The organism is Streptomyces sp. NPDC091649 (assembly GCF_044756785.1).
Lineage (GTDB): Bacteria > Actinomycetota > Actinomycetes > Streptomycetales > Streptomycetaceae > Streptomyces.
On record NZ_JBIVTR010000001.1, the window covers coordinates 1,179,596 to 1,194,882 of the forward strand.

The 15,287-nt window shown below is 72.5% G+C and carries 13 protein-coding genes and 1 pseudogene; 3 read left to right on the top strand and 11 right to left on the bottom strand.

Annotation, left to right across the window (positions count from 1 at the left end; all coding sequences use genetic code 11):
* Positions 1-181: 181 nt before the first annotated feature.
* From mscL to ACIQMU_RS05305, 11 genes are all read right to left on the bottom strand, one after another.
* Positions 182-649, bottom strand: coding sequence for a large conductance mechanosensitive channel protein MscL (gene mscL / locus ACIQMU_RS05255; RefSeq protein WP_352243446.1), 468 nt, complete (start codon positions 647-649; stop codon positions 182-184).
* A gap of 116 nt (positions 650-765) precedes the next feature.
* Positions 766-2,367: an NADH-quinone oxidoreductase subunit N gene (locus ACIQMU_RS05260; protein WP_402688225.1), complete on the bottom strand. Its 1,602-nt coding sequence runs from the start codon at positions 2,365-2,367 to the stop codon at positions 766-768.
* Positions 2,364-4,031, bottom strand: coding sequence for an NADH-quinone oxidoreductase subunit M (locus tag ACIQMU_RS05265; protein ID WP_352243444.1), 1,668 nt, complete (start codon positions 4,029-4,031; stop codon positions 2,364-2,366). Before ACIQMU_RS05265 ends, ACIQMU_RS05260 begins: the two co-directional genes overlap by 4 nt.
* Positions 4,028-6,028: an NADH-quinone oxidoreductase subunit L gene (locus tag ACIQMU_RS05270; protein ID WP_402688226.1), complete on the bottom strand. Its 2,001-nt coding sequence runs from the start codon at positions 6,026-6,028 to the stop codon at positions 4,028-4,030. Before ACIQMU_RS05270 ends, ACIQMU_RS05265 begins: the two co-directional genes overlap by 4 nt.
* The gene (nuoK, locus tag ACIQMU_RS05275) at positions 6,025-6,495 is read right to left on the bottom strand and encodes an NADH-quinone oxidoreductase subunit NuoK (RefSeq protein ID WP_402688227.1); all 471 of its coding nucleotides are present in this window, start codon (positions 6,493-6,495) and stop codon (positions 6,025-6,027) included. The genes ACIQMU_RS05270 and nuoK overlap by 4 nt, the downstream gene beginning before the upstream one ends.
* A complete protein-coding gene (locus tag ACIQMU_RS05280; RefSeq protein WP_402688228.1) occupies positions 6,495-7,220 on the bottom strand; it encodes an NADH-quinone oxidoreductase subunit J in 726 nt (241 codons plus the stop codon). The genes nuoK and ACIQMU_RS05280 overlap by 1 nt, the downstream gene beginning before the upstream one ends.
* A complete protein-coding gene (locus ACIQMU_RS05285) occupies positions 7,220-7,837 on the bottom strand; it encodes a NuoI/complex I 23 kDa subunit family protein (RefSeq protein WP_402688229.1) in 618 nt (205 codons plus the stop codon). Before ACIQMU_RS05285 ends, ACIQMU_RS05280 begins: the two co-directional genes overlap by 1 nt.
* Positions 7,837-8,805 carry an NADH-quinone oxidoreductase subunit H gene (locus tag ACIQMU_RS05290; protein WP_402688230.1) on the bottom strand — a complete coding sequence of 323 codons (969 nt, stop codon included), beginning with the start codon at positions 8,803-8,805 and terminating at the stop codon, positions 7,837-7,839. The genes ACIQMU_RS05285 and ACIQMU_RS05290 overlap by 1 nt, the downstream gene beginning before the upstream one ends.
* The gene (locus tag ACIQMU_RS05295) at positions 8,802-10,292 is read right to left on the bottom strand and encodes an NADH-quinone oxidoreductase subunit C (protein ID WP_402688231.1); all 1,491 of its coding nucleotides are present in this window, start codon (positions 10,290-10,292) and stop codon (positions 8,802-8,804) included. The genes ACIQMU_RS05290 and ACIQMU_RS05295 overlap by 4 nt, the downstream gene beginning before the upstream one ends.
* Positions 10,289-10,972, bottom strand: coding sequence for an NADH-quinone oxidoreductase subunit B family protein (locus tag ACIQMU_RS05300; protein ID WP_352243437.1), 684 nt, complete (start codon positions 10,970-10,972; stop codon positions 10,289-10,291). Before ACIQMU_RS05300 ends, ACIQMU_RS05295 begins: the two co-directional genes overlap by 4 nt.
* A complete protein-coding gene (locus ACIQMU_RS05305) occupies positions 10,963-11,397 on the bottom strand; it encodes an NADH-quinone oxidoreductase subunit A (RefSeq protein WP_402688253.1) in 435 nt (144 codons plus the stop codon). The genes ACIQMU_RS05300 and ACIQMU_RS05305 overlap by 10 nt, the downstream gene beginning before the upstream one ends.
* A 348-nt stretch (positions 11,398-11,745) precedes the next feature.
* Between ACIQMU_RS05305 and ACIQMU_RS05310 the strand changes: the two genes are divergently transcribed.
* The 3 genes and pseudogenes from ACIQMU_RS05310 to ACIQMU_RS05320 all read left to right on the top strand — a co-directional run.
* Positions 11,746-12,918, top strand: coding sequence for a sensor domain-containing protein (locus ACIQMU_RS05310; RefSeq protein ID WP_352243436.1), 1,173 nt, complete (start codon positions 11,746-11,748; stop codon positions 12,916-12,918).
* Between the two features lie 484 nt (positions 12,919-13,402).
* On the top strand, positions 13,403-14,764 hold the full coding sequence (locus ACIQMU_RS05315; protein WP_402688232.1) for a sensor histidine kinase: 1,362 nt from the start codon (positions 13,403-13,405) through the stop codon (positions 14,762-14,764).
* Between the two features lie 333 nt (positions 14,765-15,097).
* A pseudogene (locus ACIQMU_RS05320) lies at positions 15,098-15,202 on the top strand (DNA-binding response regulator); the annotation flags it as partial.
* Positions 15,203-15,287 lie beyond the last annotated feature (85 nt).

A 15,287-nucleotide genomic window follows, 5' to 3' on the forward strand; every position in this document is an offset into this window, starting at 1 on the left:
GGGTGGCAGGGGGCCTCGTGGGTGTGACGGGCCTCGGGGCGGCCGGGTCACCGCGTGGCGCCGCGCGGTGGGTGCTGTGGTCCTGGGGCGGTTCCGGGGTACGGGCGCGGTGCCACGGTCCCGGGCGGAGCCGCTGTGACGTCGGTGGCGTTGTGCGGCCGGTGCGCCGTCGCCGGCGGCGTCAGTGCTGCTGGGCGGGGAGCTTGACGAGGGAGAGCGCCTCGGGGTCGGGCTCGACCTCGCTGGTGCAGTGGCCGCAGCGGGAGGCGACGGCAGGAATCTCGCTGTAGCAGCGCGGGCAGTCGCGGAGGGCGGCCTTGATGTTGACGACCTCTTCCTCCGCCTCCTTGGTGAAGCGGTTCTGCACCTTGGCCATGGGGACCACCACGCAGAAGTAGAGGACCGCGGCGGTGATCAGGAAGGCGATGGCGGCGCTGATGAAGAGGCCGTACGGGAACACGACGCCGTCGACCTTGTAGGAAGCCTTGCTGAAGTCTCCGGTGCCACGGGTGGCGAGGCCGATCAGCGGCGTGATGAAGGCGTTGCTGAAGCCCGTCACGACGGCGGTGAAGGCGGCCCCGACGGCGAGACCGATCGCCATCGAGATGACGTTCCCGCGCAGGATGAAGTCCTTGAACCCGTTCAGCACTGCTCTGTCTCCTTCTCGCTTCCGACACGTCCACGCCGATTACGTGACGTATGCAGCCCAGACCTTGCCCTGCGCCGGTGGCCGCGGGCAAACCGGTCCTCCGGGGCCGGGAGACCTCAGAAGAGGCTGACGGAGGCAAAGCGCAGGACGGCCTGCGGGGCCCCGGAGAGCAGGATTCCGGCGGCGGCGGTGAGGACGATCGCCGTGGTGAGCGGGGCGGGAGCGCGCAGACGGCGCGGCGGGGCGGGGGCCGGGGCTCCGGTGGCCGACCCGGCGGCTTCCGGGGTGCCGTCGGGCGTACGGAAGAGGATCGCGGTCCACTGAAGGTAGTAGTAGAGGGCGATCACCACGTTGACGGCCATGACGACGGCGAGCCAGCCGAGGCCCGCGTCGACCGCCGCGGAGAAGACGGTGACCTTCGCGAAGAGTCCGATGATGCCGGGCGGCAGTCCTGCCAGGCAGAGCAGGAAGAACCCGAGGGCCAGGGCAGCGAGGGGGCGGGTGGCGTACAGGCCGCGGTAGTCGGAGAGCCGGTTGCCCGGGTGGGTGCGGGCGACGAGGGCGGCGACCGCGAACGCGCCCAGGTTCACGACGGCGTACATGAGGGCGTACGCCACCGTGGAGCCGATCTGTTCGTCGCTGGAGTACGCGGCGGCGGCGATCGGGACCAGGAGGTAACCGGCCTGGGCGACCGAGGACCAGGCGAGGAGACGAACGGCGCTGCGGGCGCGGGCGGCGTTCTGGCGGAGGGCCGCGACGTTGCCGACGGTCATGGTGAGCGCGGCGAGGACGGCGAGTGCGGGCCCCCAGACGTCGGCGTGGGAGGGGAACGCGATGACGGTCACCAGGATGAGCCCCGAGAACCCGACGGCCTTCCCCACGACGGAGAGGTAGGCGGCGATCGGGAGGGGCGCGCCGACGTAGGTGTCGGGCACCCAGAAGTGGAAGGGTGCGGCGGCGGTCTTGAAGGCGAAGCCGACGAGAGTGAGGGCCACTCCGGTCTTGACGAGGGTGTCGAGCGCCGGAGGTACGTCGTCGAGGCGGCCGGCGATCTCGGTGAGGTGCAGGGTGCCGGTGCTCGCGTACACGAAGCTGACGCCGAGCAGCATGACGGCGGTGGCGACGACCGAGGAGAGGAAGAACTTCAGCGCGGCCTCGGACGAGCGCCGGTCGCCGCGTTTGATGCCGACGAGGGCGAAGGCCGGCAGCGAGGCCACTTCGAGGGCGACGACGAGCGTGGCGAGGTCGCGGGAGGCGGGCAGCAGGGCGGCCCCGGCGGCGGAGGCCAGGAGCAGGAACCAGTACTCCCCGGCCGGCAGTTCGCGGGTGTCGTCGAGCGAGAGCAGGACGGTGAGGAACGCGCCGCCGAGGACGAGCGCCTGGATGACGACGGTGAAGTGGTCGGCGGTGTAGCTGCATGCCTGGGCGCCGGTGGTGACGCAGAAGGTGGACCGGTCCCCGGCGCGCAGGGGGATCAGGAGCGCCAGGGCGGCGGCGAGGGCGGTGAGGGCGCCGAGGCCGAGGACGCGTTTGCGGTGCGCGGGCAGGAACAGGTCGGCGACGAGGACGGCCAGGGCCGCCAGGGCGGTCAGAGTGGGCGGCGCGATGGCGAGCCAGTCGATGGACTGGACGAGGCTGGGGGTGTCGGCCGCGAGGAGGCTTCCGGTGGCGTCGCCGGGGGCGGCCGGGCCCGGGGCGGTGCTGAGGTCCGCGGTCACGACTTGCCTCCTGCGAGGAGCTTCTGCACGGCCGGGTCGGTGAGGCCGAGGAGGACGGCGGGCCAGAGACCGGCGAGGACGGTGAGCGCGGCGAGCGGGGTCCAGGCGACGGCTTCGTACGTCCGGATGTCGGCGAGCTGCGGGGCGGTGGCGGCGGGTCGGGCTGCGGCGGCCGCGGACGGCCGGGGGCCGTCCGCCGTTCGCGGGGCCGGGTCGTCGGGCGATGGCTGGGGGTGGGGCGGGCGCTCGCCCATGCAGACGCGGCGAACGACGATGAGCATGTACGCGGCGGTGAGCAGGGTGCCGAACGCCCCGATGGCCATGAAGGTGCGGAAGGCGGGGCGGCTGAGGCCCTCGGCGGGGCTGTACGCCCCGAACAGGGTGAGCATCTCGCCCCAGAATCCGGCGAGTCCGGGCAGGCCGAGGGAGGCGACGGCGGCGAAGGCGAGCAGCGCGCCGAGGCGGGGCGCCCGGCCGTAGAGCGCGGCCCCGGTCGCTCCGGCGAGGGTGTCGAGGTCGGCGGTTCCGTAGCGGTCCTTGACCGCGCCGACCAGGAAGAACAGCAGGCCGGTGATGAGGCCGTGGGCGATGTTGGCGAAGAGCGCGCCGTTGACTCCGGTGGGGGTCATGGTGGCGATGCCGAGGAGGACGAAGCCCATGTGGCCGACGGACGAGTAGGCGATGAGCCGCTTGAGGTCGCCCTTGGCGCCGGTGCGGGCCAGGGCCAGGCAGGCGAGGGAGCCGTAGACGATGCCGACGACGGCGAACGCGGCGAGGTAGGGCGCGAAGGTCCGCATCCCGTCGGGGGCGATCGGGAGCAGGATCCGGACGAATCCGTACGTTCCCATCTTCAGCAGGACGCCCGCGAGGAGTACGGATCCCACGGTGGGGGCGGCGGTGTGGGCGTCGGGGAGCCAGCTGTGCAGCGGCCACATCGGGGTCTTCACGGCGAGGCCGAGACCGATCGCGAGTACGGCGATGACCTGCACGGATGTGGTGAGGCCCCGGCCGTTGTCAGTGGCGAGTGCCACCATGTCGAAGGTGCCGCTCTTCAGCCCGACGAGGAGGAGGCCCAGCAGCATGACGACGGAGCCGAGCAGGGTGTAGAGGATGAACTTCCAGGCGGCTGCCTGCCGTTGGCCGCCGCCCCAGCGGGCGATGAGGAAGTACATCGGGATGAGGACCATCTCGAAGGCGAGGAAGAAGAGCAGCAGGTCCAGGACGGCGAAGGTGGCGAGGGTGCCGGATTCCAGGACGAGGACGAGGGCGACGAACGCCTTCGGCGAGGGGCCCGCGGGCGGCTTGGAGTAGCTGTACAGCGCGCAGAGGAAGGTCAGGAGCGCGGTCAGGACCAGGAGGGGGAGGGAGATGCCGTCGATGCCGAGGTGGATGCGGACGTCGAGCGCCGGGATCCAGCTGATGTCGGTGGTCGCCTGCATCGTCGCGGGGTGGTCGTGGTCGAAGCCGATGGCCAGGACGATCGCGGCGACGAGGACGGCGCCGGTGACGGTGACGCCGTGGCGAAGCACGGCCTGGTCGGGGCTCTTGCCCTTGAGGCCGGGCGGGGCGGGGAGCAGGGCGGCCACGGCGCCGAGGAGCGGGGCGACGACGATGAACGCCAGAAGGAACTGCATCACGGACGCACTGATATCGGTCACGGTCACGACCCCGCGTTGACGTTGGCGAAGACGACGGCGGCGATCGCCAGGACGAGGGACCCGGCGAGCAGGGCGCTGACGTAGGTCTGCACGTTGCCGGTCTGGGCCCGGCGGACGGCGGTGCCCAGGAGGCGGGTGACGGCGCCCGTTCCGTTGACGTAGGTGTCGACGACCTCGCGGTCCAGGAAGCGGACGAGGCGGGCCGACTCCTGGACGGGCCGGACGAACAGCACCGTGTACAGGGCGTCGAGGTGGAAGCCGGTGGCCGCGTGGCGGTGCAGGGGCCCGAGGAGGAGCCTGCCGGGGTCGGCCGGGTCGGCGGCGTCCGCGATGGTGCCGTAGACGGCGGTGTGGGACGTCATGGCCTCGGCTTCGACGAGGGCGGGTTCGGCGCCGGGGTGGGCGGCGACGGCGCCGATGGGGGTGCGTGCCGCGAGGGCGGTGGTGTGCCGCCACGCGCCGTAGGTGATGAGCCCGCCGGCGACGCCGACCCCGGTGGACAGGACGGCGGTGGTGAGGGACGGCGTGAGGCCGTGCCCGTCGAACCAGTCACCGATCACCCCGGCGGTGAGGCCGAAGCCCATGGTGGGGACGGCCAGGATCCACAGGACGGAGGTCATGGCGAGGGGCTGCCTGCCGTGGTCGGGGGCTTCGGCGCCGCGTCCGCGGAAGGCGAGGAGCCAGAGGCGTACGGCGTAGGCGGCGGTCAGCACGGCGGCGAGGAGCCCCGCGATCAGGATCGTCCAGCCCGCGGCGGCCGGGGCGACGGTCCGGTCCCCGAGGGCGGTGTGCTCGGCGGCGACGAGGACGGCTTCCTTGGAGAAGAAGCCGGCGAACGGCGGGATGGCGGCCAGCGCGAGGAGGGCGACGGTCATCGTCCAGAAGGCGTCCGGGACGCGACGGGCGAGGTCTCCCATCCGGGACATGGCGGCCAGTGAGTTGGTGCCCGCGGCGTGGATGACGACGCCCGCGGCGAGGAAGAGGACGGCTTTGAACGCACCGTGCGAAATCAGGTGGAAGACGGCGGCGCCCCGGTCGCCGACGGCGAGGGCCCCCGACATGTAGCCGAGCTGGCCGATGGTCGAGTAGGCGAGGACGCGTTTGATGTCGTCCTGGGCGAGGGCGGCGAGCCCGGACCCGATCATCGTGACGGCGGCCATCACGGCGAGGACGACGAGCGCCGCGCCGGAGGCCGCGAAGACGGGCAGCAGGCGGGCCACGAAGTAGATGCCGGCGGCGACCATCGTCGCCGCGTGGATGAGCGCGGAGACGGGGGTGGGGCCGGCCATCGCGTCGGGCAGCCAGGTGTGCAGGGGGAACTGGGCCGACTTGCCCGCGACGCCCGCCAGGAGCAGCAGGGCGATGAGGGTGGGGTGGTCGAGTCCGCCGTTGCCGACGGCGGCGAGGATCTCGGTGATCCGGAAGCTGCCGGTGTCGGCGGCGAGCGCGAACAGACCGATCAGGAAGGGGACGTCGCCGAGTTTGGTGACCAGGAAGGCTTTGAGAGAGGCGGCTCGGGCCTGGGGCGTCTCCCAGTAGTGGCCGACGAGGAAGTACGAGCAGATGCCCATGATCTCCCAGCCGACCAGGAGCACCATCAGGTCGCCGGAGTAGACGACCAGGAGCATCGCGGCGGTGAAGAGGGAGATGAGGGCCGCGTAGGAGGGATAGCGGGCGTCGTCGCGGAGGTAGGCCGTGGAGTAGAGCTGTACGCAGGTGGCGACGACGGTGACGAGGACGGCGACCAGAACGGCGAAGCCGTCGAGGTGCAGCGCCAGGTCGATCGGGACGGATCCGGTCGGCGTGAGCTGGGTCGCGGCGTCGATGGCCCGGCCGCCGCCCTGGCGGACGGCGACGGTCACGGCGAGCACGGCCGCGGTGAGGGTCGGGAGAATCGCCAGCGGGCGGACGAAGCCGGGGGCGGCGCGGCCTACGGCGAGCCCGGCGAGGGCGCCGAGGAACGGGATGAGGGGGACGAGGGCGGCGAGGGTCGTGGTGGTCACCTGGTGGCCTCTGCCTTCTTCGTCTTCCCCGGGTTCTCGTCCGCCTGGCGGGCGGACGTCTCGGCGTGCTCGGCGGTGTCGGTCCCAGCGGTGTCGGTCCCAGCGGTGTCGGTCTCAGCGGTGTCGGTCCGGGCCGTGTCGGGCAGCTTCTCGGTTTCGTCGGTCTCGGCGGTGTCGCGGAGCCGGTCGATGTCGGAGGTGCCCCGGTTGCGGTAGACGGACAGGACGATCGCGAGGCCGATGCCGATCTCGGCGGCGGCGATGGCGATGGTGAAGAGCGTGAGGGCCTGGCCGGAGTGGAGGGTGTCGCGGAGCCAGACGTCGAAGGCGACGAGGTTGAGGTTGACGGCGTTGAGCATCAGCTCGACGGACATCAGGACCAGGATCGCGTTGCGGCGGGCGAGTACGCCGTAGAGGCCGACGCAGAAGAGGAGGGCGGCGAGCACCGCGGGATAGGCGAGGTGCATCAGCCCTGTTCCTCCTGACCGGATGCGCCGGGCGTACCGGGCGTACCGGGTTCGCCGGATGTGCCGGATGCGCCGGATGCGCCGGGCGACGCGGGCGGGCCCGGCACATCCGTCCTGGGCTTGGCCGTGCCCCGGGTGACGGGGCGGACCGTGGTGTCCGTGTCGCGTTTGCGGGACAGGACGATCGCGCCGACGAGGGCGGCCAGCAGCAGGACGGAGAGCGCTTCGAAGGGCAGCACCCAGTTCCGGAACAGGAAGGCGCCGGTGACCTCCGTGGACCCCTGCGCGGGCCCGTCGAGATCGATCCAGGTGGTGCGGAAGGCGTCGGCCACGACCCAGACGAGGGCCGCCGCCGCGGCGAGGGCCACGCCGAGCGCGACCCACCGATTGCCCGAATCGGCGTCCGGGGAACGGCCGATGGGGGCCCGGGTGAGCATCAGGCCGAAGAGGAGGAGGACCACGATGGAACCGACGTAGATCAGTACCTGGACCCAGGCGATGAACTCCGCCGTGAGCAGGAGGTATTCGACGGCCAGTCCGCCGAGCGCCACGACGAGCCAGAGAGCGGCGTGCACCAACTGCTTGGTCGTGACGGTGATGACGGCGGCGCCGAGGGTGGCGAGGCCGACGAGGAGGAACGCGATCTCGACGCCGGACGGGGAGAGGAAACCGGGGTGGTCGCCCGCGGCGGCGGCGGTGAGCAAGGAAGGTGCGATGTGGGGCATCACGCGCTTCCTCCCTTCTCGCCTGTCTGTTCCTGTGCCTGTTCCTGTTCGTACTGTTCCCGCTCTGCCTGCTGAGCCTGCTGTTCCTGTGCGCGTTGGGCGGCGAGCTTGTCCGCGGCCTTGCGGGCGGCGGCGATCTCCTTGGGCTCCTCGGCACCGGGGTCGAGGGCGGGCGGCTCCGGCACGGTCCACATCCATTCGCGGAGCTTGTCGCGCTCGTGGGTGAGCTCGTGGATGTCCGTCTCCGCGTACTCGAACTCGGGCGACCAGAACAGCGCGTCGAAGGGGCACACCTCGATGCAGATGCCGCAGTACATGCAGAGGGAGAAGTCGATGGCGAAGCGGTCGAGGACGTTCCGGCTGCGCTCCCGTCCGCCGGGAGCGGCGGGCGGGGACGTCTCCTTGTGGGAGTCGATGTAGATGCACCAGTCGGGGCACTCACGGGCGCAGAGCATGCAGACCGTGCAGTTCTCCTCGAACAGCCCGATGACGCCGCGGGAGCGTGGCGGGAGTTCGGGCTGGGCGTCCGGGTACTGCGCGGTGACGGTCTTCCTCGTCATCGTGCGCAGGGTGACGGCAAGACCTTTGGCCAGGCCGGATCCAGGGATCGGGGGCATCAGCTGATCGCCACCTTCACGATGCCGGTGAGCGCGATCTGCGCCAGGGCGAGCGGGACGAGGGTGGTCCAGGCGAGCTTCTGCAACTGGTCCTCACGCAGGCGCGGGTAGCTGACGCGCAGCCAGATGACGACGAACGCGAGGAGGGCGGTCTTGAGGACGGTCCAGAGCCAGCCCAGTCCGTCGGCGCCGAACGGGCCGTGCCAGCCGCCGAGGAAGAGGACGGTCGTCAGGGCGCACAGGATGACGATGCCCGCGTACTCGGCGAGGAGGAACAGTGCGAAGCGCAGACCGGTGTACTCGGTGTACGCGCCGAAGATGATCTCGGAGTCGGCCACCGGCATGTCGAACGGCGGGCGCTGGAGTTCGGCGAGACCGGCCACGAAGAAGACCAGGGCGCCGACGATCTGCCACGGCAGCCACCACCACGCGAAGGCGTCGAGGATGCCCGTGAGCGAGACCGTGCCGGCCGCCATGGCCACGGAGGCGGCGGCCAGAAGCATCGGCAGCTCGTAGGAGAGGAGCTGCGCGGCGGTACGGAGGCCGCCGAGGAGGGAGAACTTGTTGGCGGAGGCCCAGCCCGCCATGAGGGAGCCGAGGACGCCGATGCCCATGACGGCGAGCACGAAGAAGATGCCCGCGTCGACGGCCTGGCCGACCGCACCGTCCCGGGGGCCGACGGGGATGACCACGAGGACCAGGAGGTACGGGAGGAGGGCGACGGCGGGGGCGAGCTGGAAGACGCGGCGGTCGGCGGCGGCCGGGACCACGTCCTCCTTCTGTGCGAACTTCACGCCGTCCGCGACGAGCTGGGCCCAGCCGTGGAAGCCGCCTGCGTACATGGGGCCGAGGCGGCCCTGCATGTGGGCCATCACCTTGTGCTCCGTCTGGCCCACGAGCAGGGGGGCGACCAGGAACACGACGAAGACGATGGCCAGACGGAGGGCGACGTCGAGAACGTCGTTCACTCGGGATCGCCTCCGGCGGGGTGGTCTGGGGCGGACTGGTCTGGGGCGGGGCGGTCTGGGGCGGGGCGGTCTGGGGCGGTGTGCTCCGGAGCGGTGGTCGGCGTGTCGGGTGCGGGCTTGTCGCCCGGCACGGGGGCGTCGCCCGGCACCGGGGCGTCGCCCTGTTCGGGGGCGGAGGCCGGCTCGGGAGCGGAGGCCGGCTCGGGAGCGGAGGCCGGCTCGGGAGCGGAGGCCGGCTCGGGAGCGGAGGCCGGCTCGGGAGCGTCGCCCCGTCCCGGGGTCTCGCTCCGTCCCGGGGCGTCACCGGGAGCGGGCTTGGCGTCGGGAGCGGGCTTGGCGTCGGGGGGTGCGTCGAAGGCCGGCCGGGCGTCGTGCCACGGCGCGTCCGTGCTGCGCACCCGGGGCACAGGCCCCGGGGCGTCCCCGGGCGCGCCCGACGCCGGACGCTGGCTGGCCGAACCCTCCGACGCGGAACGGGAACGGCGTGCCGGTCGGGCCGGAGGCGTCGACGGCACGTCGCGCTCCGCGCTCTGACTGGCCGAGCCCTCCGAGGCCGACCGGGAACGGCGCGGGCGGGACTTCTGGGGTGCCTCCGGAGATGCGGGCGTCTCCGCGCCGGGTGCCGCGGTGGTGCCCGGGCCGGTCGCGGCAGGCGTCTCCGCACCGCTCGCCGCAGGTGCCTCCGCACCGGTCGCGGCAGGCGCCTCCGCACCGCTCGCGGCAGGCGCCTCCGCACCGCTCGCCGCAGTGGTCTCCGGACCGCTTGCCGTGGGGCGTTGGGCCGCCGACCCCTCGCCCGCGGTACGGGTGCGGCGGGGCGGGCGGTCGGTCGCGGGGCGGGCGGTCCGGGCCGGACGGGCGGCGGCCGGAGGGAGCTGGCCCTTCAGGGGGCCCCATTCGTTCGGGTCGGGAACCCCGGGCGGAAGCATGGCGCGTCGCCGGGGACCCGTGTGGCCCTCCGCCGGCTCCCCCGGCTCCTTCGCCCCGGGCCATGCCTTGGCGACGCGCGCGGCCAGGACGAAGTCCTTGCGCAGCGGGTGGCCCTCGAAGCCTTCCGGCAGCAGCAGCGGTACGAGATGGGGGTGACCCTCGAACGCGACGCCGAACATCTCGTGCGTCTCGCGCTCGTGCCACGCGGCGCCCGCGTAGACGTCGATGGCGCTGGGCAGGACCGCCGCTTCGTGCGGCACGGTCGTCCGTACCAGCAGCCGCCGCACCGTGCCGTTGCCCAGGGCCACGACATGGGCGCATACACGGAAGCCGACGCCCGGTTCGTCCACGGCGCTGAGCCAGTCGAAGTAGCTGCACCCCAGGTCGTCGCGGGCCGTCCGCAGTGCGGTGAGCCATGCGGCGGCGGGGACGTCGACGGTCAGCAGGTCGTACGCCGACTCCGCCGTGGCCTCCTCGCCGAACAGGTCGGTGACCGCGTCCGGCAGCCGGTCGTGGGCCTCGGCCGCGGATTCCGGGTGCCGGTGGTGGTCGCTCATCGCCCCTCCTCCCCCGGCTTCGACGCCTCCGGGGAAGCCGGCGGCCGGGCCGAGGCCGGTGCCGGCGGGGCGACCAGGCCGCTGCGCAGGGCATCGGTGGACGGGCCCCGGCCCGCCGTTCCGGGGGCGTACCGCTCGGCGAGGGATTCGCGCGCGATCTTCTCCTGGAGCTTGAGAATGCCCTGGAGGAGCGCCTCGGGCCGGGGCGGGCAGCCGGGTACGTACACATCGACGGGGATGATCTGGTCGACGCCCTTGGTCACGGAGTACGAGTCCCAGTAGGGGCCGCCGCAGTTGGAGCAGGCGCCGAAGGAGATGACGTACTTCGGTTCGGGCATCTGCTCGTACAGCCGCTTCACGGCCGGGGCCATCTTGTCCGTCACCGTGCCCGACACGATCATGAGGTCGGCCTGGCGGGGGCCGGGGGCGAAGGGGATCACGCCGAGCCGGATGAAGTCGTGGCGCGCCATGGAGGCGGCGATGAACTCGATGGCGCAGCAGGCGAGTCCGAAGTTGAAGACCCACAGGCTGTAGCGGCGGCCCCAGTTGAGGACGACCTTCATCGGCTCCGGTGCGAGCCGGGAGAGCACGCCGAGGCGCTTGGGCTCGGGGAGAAGGACCGGTTCGGCCGGGGACGCGGGCTGCTGTGACGCGGGAGTCGGCCGGCTCGTCAGGCCCATGCGAGGACGCCCTTCTTCCATGCGTAGAGCAGTCCCACGGCCAGGAAGCCGAGGAAGATGAACATTTCGACCAGGGTCGTGGCGCCGTACCCGGGCGCCGCGAACACCGTGGCCCACGGGAACAGGAAGATGGAGTCGACGGCGAAGATCACGTACAGGAACGCGTAGACGTAGTACCGGACCTGGGTGTGCGCCCAGCCCTCGCCGACCGGGTCGACGCCGCACTCGTAGGTGAGGAGCTTCTCCGGGGTGGGAACGACGGGGCGCAGCAACCGCCCGGCCCCGAAGGCCACGGCGACGAACAGGACACCGACCAGGGCGAGCAGGCCGATGACCGAGTAGCTCTGGAAGTACTCCGAGGCGAGCACGGCGGGTCCCTCCCCCGGAGCGCCGGACACACCGGCCGCGTTCGGCACACCGGTCACATGCGATACACCGGCCACATGCGACACAGCGGGCACATCGACCACATCGAGCGCATGCGGTACGTCGAACACGTCTGCGGCGCCCGCCACGCCGGCCGTGCCCGCAGCGTCCGCCGCACCGGTCACGCCGGTCACGTCCGTAACATCGGCCACGTCCGTCCCTCGCTCCCTCGTCGTCCGCGTCACTCCCGCGTACCTGTTCTGTACGCACGTTCTGTACGCACGGGAGTCTAGGGCCTGCTAAACGGAGCGTAAGCAGCCGCGTCGGGCATCGGGTGGGGTTATCCCCACTTCACTCCACCCATGAGCCCCATGGTGTGCGCGCGTGCGGCCCGGCAGGCTGTGGCTATGACCATGAGCCCTTCCCTGCCGGACCCCGACCGGCTGCCGCCCGCCCGCTTCGCCCTCGACCGGTGGGCCTGGCGGGAGGTGGCGTATCTGATCGCCAACCTGCCGTTGGCCGTCGTGGGGTTCGTCTACACGGTCCTCGTGATCTCCGTCGGCGCCGGGCTCTCCGTCACCGTGATCGGTCTGCCGCTTCTGGTCGGCGGGCTCCAGGGCTCTCGGCTGCTGGGACGGCTGGAGCGGCGGCGGGCGCGGTGGATGCTCGGCGTACGCGTCGAGGAGCCGAGTCCGCTGGCGCGCGGCCACCGGGGCCAGGGGTTCTTCGTCCGGCTGTGGGCCGGACTGAAGGACCCGGTGGGCTGGCGGGCCTTGCTGTACGGGTTCATCCGACTGCCGTGGGGGGCGCTGACGTTCGCGGTGACACTGGCGAGCCTGTTCGTCCTGTGGCCGGTGCTGCCGTTCATCACACGGGGACTGACGGCGGTGGACCGGGCGATGGTGCGCGGTCTGCTGTCGCCCTCGGACGAGCTGGAGCGGCGCATCGCCGAGCTGGAGTCGGGCCGGGGCGTGGTTGTGGACACCGCCGCCGCCGACCTGCGCCGCATCGAACGCGACCTGCACGACGGCGCCCAGGCCCGCCTGGTCGCCCTCGCCATGGGGCTCGGTCTGGCGAAGGAGAAGCTCACCGACGACCCGGAGACCGCCGCCCGCATGGTCGACGAGGCGCACGGCGAGATCAAGGTCGCCCTCCAGGAGCTGCGCGACCTGGCCCGCGGAATCCACCCCGCCGTCCTCACCGACCGGGGCCTGGACGCCGCACTCTCCGCCATCGCCTCCCGCTGCACGGTCCCGGTCAAGGTGTCGGTGGGCCTCCGGGGGCGCCCGGCGGAGGCGATCGAGGGCATCGCGTACTTCACCGTCTCGGAGCTTCTCCAGAACGTCAGCAAGCACAGCGGGGCGCGGTCGGCCTCGGTGGAGGTCTGGCGTTCCGGGGACCGGCTGATGCTCCAGGTCATGGACGACGGAGCGGGCGGGGCCCGGATGGACGGCGGTTCGGGGTTGGCGGGGCTCGCCGAGCGGCTGGACGCGGTCGACGGGGTGCTCGTCCTGGACTCGCCGGAGGGCGGGCCGACGACCGTCACCTCCGAGCTGCCCTGGCGCGACCGGGCCGCCTGATCCCCGCCGGCCGGACACCGGACCGACCGGACACCGCCCGGCCGGACGCCTGACCGACCGGCCACCCGGCCTCCTCCCGGCCGGGCCTGGCCGGCCACGGGCGGCTCCGAGGCGGGCCCGGGCGGCCTCCAGGCGGCTCCGGCCCACCGCAGCGGCTCCAGGGGTGGCTCCGGCCTGTCTCGGCCGCTCCGGGGCGGGCCCCGGGGGGTGGGGAAAACCCCCGGTCCGATACGGAGAGGGGCCTCATGGTGCCGAAGACCACCGGCCGGGACCCTTGGGGGAGAGCCGGGGTTCTCGGGGGAGAACGGTCCGTGGTGGCGGGCCGCCTCCGACACCACGGCGAAGCCGGCCGACGCATGGCTCACCCAGGCACAGCCCCACCACCCCACCCCGCCCCACACACAGCCGACCGCCCCACACACAGCCCACTGCCCCACGCACAGCCCACTGAGAGACTGAGACAGAGACGGAACGGACGGGACTCATGGCCACGGCATACGGACCGGACACGCGGGACCGGGAGCATCAGGGTTCCGGCCCCGGCTTCGGGGCGAAGACCCCGGCAAAGCATTTCCTCCCTGCACCGCTGCGTGCGCCGCTGGAGGCACGCGCCTGGCGCGAGCTCCTCTACACGCTGCTGAGTTTTCCGCTCAGCACGGTGATGTTCGTCTTCGCGGTCACGATGACGTCGATGAGCGCGGGCCTGCTGGTCACCTTCATCGGGATTCCGGTCCTCGCGGCCGGTCTCGCCGTCTGCCGGGGCTTCGGGGCACTGGAGCGGCACCGAGCGCGCGCGTTGCTGCGGGTGGAGGTGGCTGACCCGGAGCGGGTGCGGGGGAAGACCGGCGGCCCGATGTCCTGGATGGGCGCGGTCCTCAAGAGCGGGGTGTCCTGGCGGCACCTGTTGTACACACTGCTGCACTTCCCGTGGGCCACGTTCACGTTCGTCGTCGCGATCACGTTCTGGACGTACGGTCTGGTGGCGCTGACGTACCCGCTGTGGTTCTGGCTCTTCCCGGTGTTCGGGGGGCAGGACGGCATCCAGCTGTACGGGGACCGCACCCACCAGGAGTACCTGGACTCGCCCGGCGAGCTGGCGGTGACCGGGGCCGTGGGCCTGGCGCTCGTGCTGGCGGCGCCGTGGATCGTGCGAGGGCTGCTGACGGTGGACCGGCTGTTGGTCACCGGTCTGCTGGGCCCGTCCCGACTGGCCACCCGGGTCTCCGAGCTGGAGTCGGACCGGGGTGTGGTCGTGGACACCGCCGCCGCCGACCTCCGCCGCATCGAACGCGACCTGCACGACGGCGCCCAGGCCCGCCTGGTCGCCCTCGCCATGGATCTGGGCCTGGCGAAGGAGAAGCTCACCGACGACCCCGAGGCCGCCGCCCGCATGGTCGACGAGGCGCACGGCGAGATCAAGGTCGCCCTCCAGGAGCTGCGCGACCTGGCCCGCGGAATCCACCCCGCCGTCCTCACCGACCGGGGCCTGGACGCCGCACTGTCGGCGATAGCCTCCCGCTGCACCGTGCCCGTGACGGTCGAGGTCGACCTGGACTCACGGCCGGCGCAGGCGATCGAGGGGATCGCGTACTTCACCGTCTCGGAGCTCCTCCAGAACATCAGCAAGCACGCCCGGGCGACCCGGGCCACGGTCGACGTGTGGCGGGCGGCCGACCGGCTGATGCTCCAGGTCACGGACAACGGCCGAGGCGGGGCGTCGCCGGCCACTGGCGGCGGCCTGGCCGGGTTGACGGAGCGGCTGGACGCCGTTGACGGGGTCCTCGTGGTCGACTCCCCCGCCGGTGGCCCGACGACGGTCACGGCCGAGCTGCCCTGGCGGGGCTGACCGAGCACGCCGTCCCCCACTCCTCCGTCACTGCCGCGCTCTCCGCCGCACTCCGCTCCCTTTCGCCCGCTCCCCTCCGCCCTCCGGCCGTCGGAGCCCCTCCCCTCCCCCTTCCCCCCGCTCCTCTGACGTGCGCCCCGTCGCCATGCCTCTCGGACGGCGACGGGAGCACGGCCGTGAGCACCCTCCGCGCGGGTTATCCACAGGCCCCCCCATCGGGGTCCGGGGCCTGGGATGCTTGAGCCGATGGGGCGCGGTGCGCGGTGGTCGGGCGCGGTGCGTGCGGGGCCGCGAGGAACGCGGCATATTCGGAACAGTGGGGGACACGCAGTCGTGGAGAACGTGGAGAACAGAGTGCGCGTGGTCATCGCCGAGGATTCGGTCCTGCTGCGGGAGGGTCTCACCCGTCTGCTCACGGATCTCGGGCATGACGGGGTCCTCGTGGTCGACTCCCCCGCCGGTGGCCCGACGACGGTCACGGCCGAGCTGCCCTGGCGGGGCTGACCGAGCACGCCGTCCCCCA